The sequence below is a fragment of the Flavobacteriales bacterium genome (assembly GCA_029248105.1).
GTDB lineage: Bacteria > Bacteroidota > Bacteroidia > Flavobacteriales > UBA7312 > UBA8444.
Genome location: JAQWJZ010000007.1, coordinates 22,506 through 28,898, shown reverse-complemented (window position 1 = coordinate 28,898; position 6,393 = coordinate 22,506). Strand labels below are relative to the sequence as shown.

The 6,393-nt window shown below is 34.2% G+C and carries 6 protein-coding genes; 2 read left to right on the top strand and 4 right to left on the bottom strand.

From position 1 onward, the window contains the following. Positions 1–65: 65 nt before the first annotated feature. Positions 66–347 carry a DUF5681 domain-containing protein gene (locus P8I29_00915; protein ID MDG1916357.1) on the bottom strand — a complete coding sequence of 94 codons (282 nt, stop codon included), beginning with the start codon at positions 345–347 and terminating at the stop codon, positions 66–68. Positions 348–732: 385 nt separating this feature from the next. After that, positions 733–1,737 carry a T9SS type A sorting domain-containing protein gene (locus tag P8I29_00910; protein MDG1916356.1) on the bottom strand — a complete coding sequence of 335 codons (1,005 nt, stop codon included), beginning with the start codon at positions 1,735–1,737 and terminating at the stop codon, positions 733–735. 267 nt (positions 1,738–2,004) lie between these two features. Here P8I29_00910 and trmD point away from each other — a divergent pair, with 267 nt between their 5' ends. Further along, on the top strand, positions 2,005–2,682 hold the full coding sequence (trmD, locus tag P8I29_00905; protein MDG1916355.1) for a tRNA (guanosine(37)-N1)-methyltransferase TrmD: 678 nt from the start codon (positions 2,005–2,007) through the stop codon (positions 2,680–2,682). A 92-nt stretch (positions 2,683–2,774) separates the two neighbouring features. Further along, complete coding sequence (rplS, locus tag P8I29_00900) at positions 2,775–3,122, top strand: 50S ribosomal protein L19 (GenBank protein ID MDG1916354.1); 348 nt, start codon at positions 2,775–2,777, stop codon at positions 3,120–3,122. Positions 3,123–3,176: 54 nt separating this feature from the next. On the opposite strand, the gene P8I29_00895 is transcribed toward rplS, so the two are convergent. After that, positions 3,177–5,099 carry an OmpA family protein gene (locus P8I29_00895; GenBank protein MDG1916353.1) on the bottom strand — a complete coding sequence of 641 codons (1,923 nt, stop codon included), beginning with the start codon at positions 5,097–5,099 and terminating at the stop codon, positions 3,177–3,179. Beyond that, positions 5,099–6,391 (bottom strand): dicarboxylate/amino acid:cation symporter, encoded by a 1,293-nt coding sequence (locus tag P8I29_00890; protein ID MDG1916352.1) that lies wholly within the window; start codon positions 6,389–6,391, stop codon positions 5,099–5,101. Before P8I29_00890 ends, P8I29_00895 begins: the two co-directional genes overlap by 1 nt. Between the last annotated feature and the right edge of the window lie 2 nt (positions 6,392–6,393).

The following is a 6,393-nucleotide window of genomic DNA, read 5'->3' as shown; positions in this document are numbered from 1 at the left end:
TACTACCAATAAACTTAGTGACGTAATAGTTAGCTCCTAAGGTCTTTAAAAGATTAATTGTAAACCTATTGTTCTTTACAGTCCTTATCCGTATGTAGATTAATTACTACTGGTTCAATGTCTTGTAATTCAGTATCAATTGGTTTGACTTTTGGTAAGTAATAGGGAAGTAGTTTTGATACTGCATTAATATAGTCCATAGGGTCTTCTATCTTATTTAACATCTCCGATATCTTGTTAGAATCGATAGAGTGGCTTAGAAGCTCTCTAAACTCCTTTGTTGAGCTGTTTAGTGAACCTTTTGGTCTACCTAACGGATTACCGCTATTTCCTTTAGTAAAGGGCATTAAATAATAATTAGTTTTTGAGCTGTTGTATAGGTTTTGTTATTGACAATGGTGATAAAATACTTACCCGCTGGTACTCTTGAAATATCAAATCTGTAAGGCTCGTTTTTATTGAGATTAGAAACATTTTCTTTGTGATATATATATATCCTGCTTCGTTATAGATTACTATCTGAGTAGAGCTTCTAATATCATAGTCTAAGACTATATCTATAAATTCATTAGCTGGATTAGGGTGAATATTTAAGTTCTTTAAGGTCTGTGGAACTTCTTCTAGACCACTAGGAGTTCAGGGAATGGCAAAATACCAAGTGCCATTCTGGGCACTTACAATACAAAAAAATAGCCGAGCAAATGCTCGGCTATTTTCATTTGAAAAATATTATTAATCAATCACTATCTTTTCTCTACCCATTTTATTTTGCCCCATAAATTGTAAAAAATATACTCCAGTAGTTAAGTCATTCTTTTGAAGATATTCAATAGAACCTACAACTTGCTTTTCAAATAGTAATCTACCCGACACATCAAACAGCTGATAATGACTGACATTATCGTTGAATTGAATTGTAGCATAATCACTAAAAGGATTAGGGTAAATATTTACATTCAAATCGTATTCCTCTATTGAGGTAGTATCTACCAAACAAATCGCCTGACAAGCTAATTGAGTATTATAAGAGCCTTGATTCAAGCCTACATCTTCACATACACCTGAAGTATAATTACACTCCCATTTGTAAGTGCATTCTACCCAATTATCCGGATTAAATGGCGTTTTAACCAATTGTAAATCACCCAAGCCGAATATACTAACAGTCATATTAAGACCAAAATTGCTTATGGTGTAAGAAGTTGTAGCTAGACCAGAAATCAAAAGCTGATTATTACCTAAATCTGTACAAGTTATACGATTTAGGGTATAGCAGTTTACAGAATCAAAACGATATACAAATAAAGAATCAGAAGTAAATTCTAAATACATAAGCGGCGCAGATAATGTCATCCAATTTCCGATATACTCACCATCAGAGCTATTAGTGTCAGAACAGGGTTCATACTGACTTATGTCAAAAGTAAGGGAGTAGTAAGTGGTGGTATCAAAAGAACTAAAGAGAGTTAATGTAGTGTTAGCATTTGTTAAATTGTAGATTACAGGAACAGACTGTCCTTCTATTGATAGTGACCATGAATGGCTTGATTCTACCGTATAATTTATTTTGGTTAAATCATAACAGTTGTCTTCAAGTTCGTAAACAAAAATGGTATCTGCAGTAATTTCAACAAGTTCTGTAGTATCACTACTTCTCCATTGACCGATATAATCTTGAGATTGTGCGCTAAAAGGAATAGTAAGAATAGTTAAAAAAAATAAAATGATTTTTTTCATTGGGCTAGGACTTTAAGATGTTTAAAATATTATACAAATCTACATTTTTTTTTGCAGAATATTCACTTTGGAAATCTAGTTTAATTAACTCTTCAAGTATAAGATCATAATACTTAGCTTTAAAAATTAAAACTTTATATAAGCAATATAATATATTGATTATAATTATTTTATGATTTATTTTTGACATTTTGTCAGTTAGCATTTTGACCATTATTTTAAACCCTACTCACAAGACATAAAAAAGATTTGTTGTAACTTTGAAAAATGAGAATTGACATATTAACGATTCATCCACAGCTTTTAAAAAGCCCTTTTGAACATTCCATTTTGCAGCGTGCTATTGAGAAAAAAATAGTAGAAATAAAGCTACACGACATTCGCTCCTACTCGACTGACAAACACAAAAAAGTAGACGATTATCAATTCGGTGGTGGCGCTGGAATGGTCATGTGCATACAGCCCATTGCTGACTGCATAGAGAAATTAAAGTCCGAACGAAGCTACGATGCTATAATTTATATGACACCTGATGGCGAACGATTAAACCAATCTATCTCTAACCATTACTCTACTTTTGAAAACATCATTATTCTATGCGGCCACTACAAAGGCGTAGACCAGCGGATTAGAGATCATTACATTACCCACGAACTATCTATTGGTGATTTTGTTCTTACTGGTGGCGAATTAGCGGCAGCTATTTTATGCGATAGCATAATTAGACTTATTCCTGGTGTGATTTCTGACGAAACATCTGCCCTTACAGACTCTTTTCAAGACAATCTGTTGGCACCACCAGTCTACACAAGACCTGCAGAATACAACCAATGGAAAGTTCCAGAAATACTGCTTTCAGGCAACTTCCCGAAGATAGAAGAATGGAGACATGAACAAGCGTTAGAAAGGACAAAAAAAAGAAGACCCGATATACTAGATTCCTAAGTTGTATTTTTTCTTTTAATTCTTAAGCGTTATTTAAAATTATATCGTAATATTGCAAACCTTTTTCAAGGCAAAAAATAAAGATTACTACAATGGAACAAATTAAGTACGTAGAAAACGAATTATTAAAAGGAAACGATTTTCCTTCTTTTAGCGCTGGCGACACAGTAACTGTACACTACAAAATTAAAGAGGGTGGCAAAGAAAGAACTCAGCTTTTTAAAGGTGTAGTAATTCAAAGAAAAGGTAAAAGCACTACCGAAACATTTACAGTACGCAAAATTTCAAGCGGTATTGGTGTGGAAAGAATTTTTCCAGTATTATCACCTGCTGTCGAGAAAATCGAGGTAAACAAAGAAGGTTCCGTAAGAAGAGCTCGTATTTTTTATCTAAGAGGCTTAACAGGTAAAAAAGCAAGAATTAAAGAGAAAAGAAACTAAGTTTTATCTTTCATCATACAACCTGCACCAATTAAAGTGCAGGTTTTTTTTTGATTATTTTTTGGTAATGAAGAACTCTGTCCTTCGGTTGATAGCTTTATTTTTTTCAGAATCGTTAGCAACCAAAGGCTTGGATTCACCAAAACCTTTAAAGGAAATACGATTAGAAGCAACCCCTATTTGAATAAGGTAATCATGCACTTCTTTTGCTCTTTTAGTCGATAAATCCAAATTTGAAGCGTTATCTCCAACATCATCCGTATGACCATGTATTTCTACATTAACACTTGGATTTAAATCCATGAAATCAGTAAAACTATTTAATACACCTTGAGCTTGAGGATTAAGATCAAAAGCATCAGTATCAAAATAGATATTATTAATACGAAAAGACTTGCCTTCTTCTATAGATTGCATTTCAAAGTCTAACTGACTAGGTTTATGATAATTTTCATCAGCAGCAGAAATATATTGGGAATTGAAAGCATAATCTTTTGTCTTCACAGTCACCATTACATCTTCGTCTTCTTGCACATTTATAACTCCTACATATTGTCCACTCTCCTGATTAACCTCCACTCGTGTAACTTGTTTTGTTTTCATTGACTTCACCTCAACGACAGCATCAAACAACAACTCTCCTTGCTCAGCTTTAACATCACCTTTTATAAACAATACTTTTTCAGGTCTTGCAGCTTTATACAAAGGAAATTCATACAAATCCCAACCGCCTACACCAGACAATTTATTTGATGAAAAATAAGCTGTTTTTCCATCCGTACTAACAAAGAATGCTATATCATCATTTTCACTATTTATAGGATATCCAATATTAATAGGGTTTGCCCAGTTGCCAGTAGAATCTTTCTTACAATAAAAAATATCCAAACCACCTAATCCTAAATGGGTGTCTGAAGAGAAATATAAAGTTTCGCTATCTGGGTGTAAAAAAGGAGATTTTTCATTACCCTCTGTATTAATCATTAGCGAATTAAGATTGCCCCAATTGCCGCTTTCATCTCTAATAACACTATACAAATCTGAGCCTCCCACTCCTCCAGCTCTGATACTACTAAAAATAAGGGTGTTTCCATCTGATGAAATTGTAGGCTGAGACTCCCAACTGTCAGGCTTATTGATAGGATATTTGAGGCGTTTTAACTCTGACCAATTCTCATACTTCATTTTAGAATAGTAAATATCACAATTCTTGTACCCTCTTTCCTTTGCGCAAATAGTGAAAAACAATTCTCTATTATCAATAGATAAGCTAGGTCCGCCCTCGTTAGATCTTAAATTAAAAGGAGCTGACATCTTTTGTCCTGAATCAAAATACTCATCTTCCTTACGAGACATTATAAATTCCTCAACGGTCTCGGGACGCAACATACCAATCTCTTGCTTAGTACTTCTTCTAGTGTAGTATGCAAATTCATTATCAGGAGACAAAGCCGATAGGTATTCATCATCAGATGTACAAACACCTTTTACAGGTTTTGGAGAAAATGGTACAGGATTGGAATACATATCATCATAAAACTTGGCAATTTTAAGCTGATGTCGTGCCATAGCCTTATTTTCTTCAGGTAATGACAGAAACTCTAAATAGCTACTGAAATATTTTTTAGCCTGTTTGAATGACTTTTGCTCCATTTCAGAAGTCGCTAAAAACCAATAAACCAATGGAGAATGCATAGGACAAACCTCAATAGTCTTTTCATAATACGTTTTAGCATTATCCATATCCTTTTTAAGCTCATAAATTCTTCCCATGAGGAAATAGGCGTTAGGATAATCTGTTTGTATCTCTATAGCCTTGTTTATATAGCGTAAAGACTCTGAAAAACGAAGATCATCTGCTAATCGCTTAGCTTTATTATAATTCTTCTTTGCCACACCATCAACCTCAAGATTACAGTTATTTTGCGCTATAAGGGTGAAATTAAAACACAGTAGTATTAAAAGTATTAATCTCATTAGCTCATTAAATCTTTTTCGGTTACATCTTTTAATTGACCTTCAGTAGCAGCAACTACAGTTGCCACAGTTGCATCGCCAGTAACATTAACCACAGTACGCAACATATCAAGTATTCTATCTACAGCAAAAATCAATGCTATTCCTTCAGGATCTATGCCTATTGAACTTAGCACTATTACCAACATTACCATTCCAGCACCAGGAACTGCCGCCGCACCAATAGAAGCTAATGTAGAGGTCAATACTATGGTTAATTGCTGACTTAAATCTAAGTCATAACCGAAAGCTTGAGCAATAAATACTGCCGCTACTGCCTGATACAAGGAAGTACCGTCCATATTTATAGTAGCTCCTAGAGGTAGGACAAAAGACGATACTTCTTCAGAAACACCCAAATGATCTTCACATCTTTCCATTGTTACTGGCAAAGTCGCTGCACTAGAACTGGTAGAAAATGCCAACATCTGTGCCGGTGCTATTCCCTTGAAAAAATCAAAATACTTAAACTTAGTAAACGATTTTAAAATAAGGGGATAAACTAAAAATATCATAAGCAACAAGCCCACAATAACACATAAAGAATAAACGCCAAGAGCTTGAAAAAGTTCTGCCGAACCTCCAAAATCAACAACTAAACCTCCTAGCAATGCAAAAACACCATATGGGGCTGATAGCATTATTATATCGACAATTTGCAATATAATGTCATTAACACCATCAAAAAAACCTTTCACAACAACTGTCTTTTCTTTGGGTAGCATAACCATAGCAATTCCAAAAAGTATGGCAAAGAAAATTACTTGAAGCATATTTTTATTGTTGCCAGTTGCCTGAATAAAATTACTTGGAACCATATCCACAACGAATTGCAAAGGACCGTCTTCTTTGACGTCTTTAGCTGAAGCTATTTTAGAAGCCGCATTAGAAGCGTATTGCTCCTTTAGTTCAATTCTTTTTTCTTCTGAAAAAGATTTACCAGGTTGCACAATATTGACCAAGATTAATCCAAAAGTCACTGATATTACAGTAGTAAAAAGATAAATACCTATTGTTTTTCCACCAATTCGAGACAATTTAGAAATATCGCTCAAACTACTCACTCCTTTTATAAGAGATGCGAATACTAGAGGAACAGCAATCAACTTTAATAGGTTGATAAAGATTTTACCCCAAGGTTTTATCCAATCGTTAGTAAAATCAACCCAGCCCATTTCGCTAGCTAAAAGTCCATACAGGACACCCAGCACCATTCCAATGATTATCTTCCAATGCAAAGCGAGCTTTCTCATAT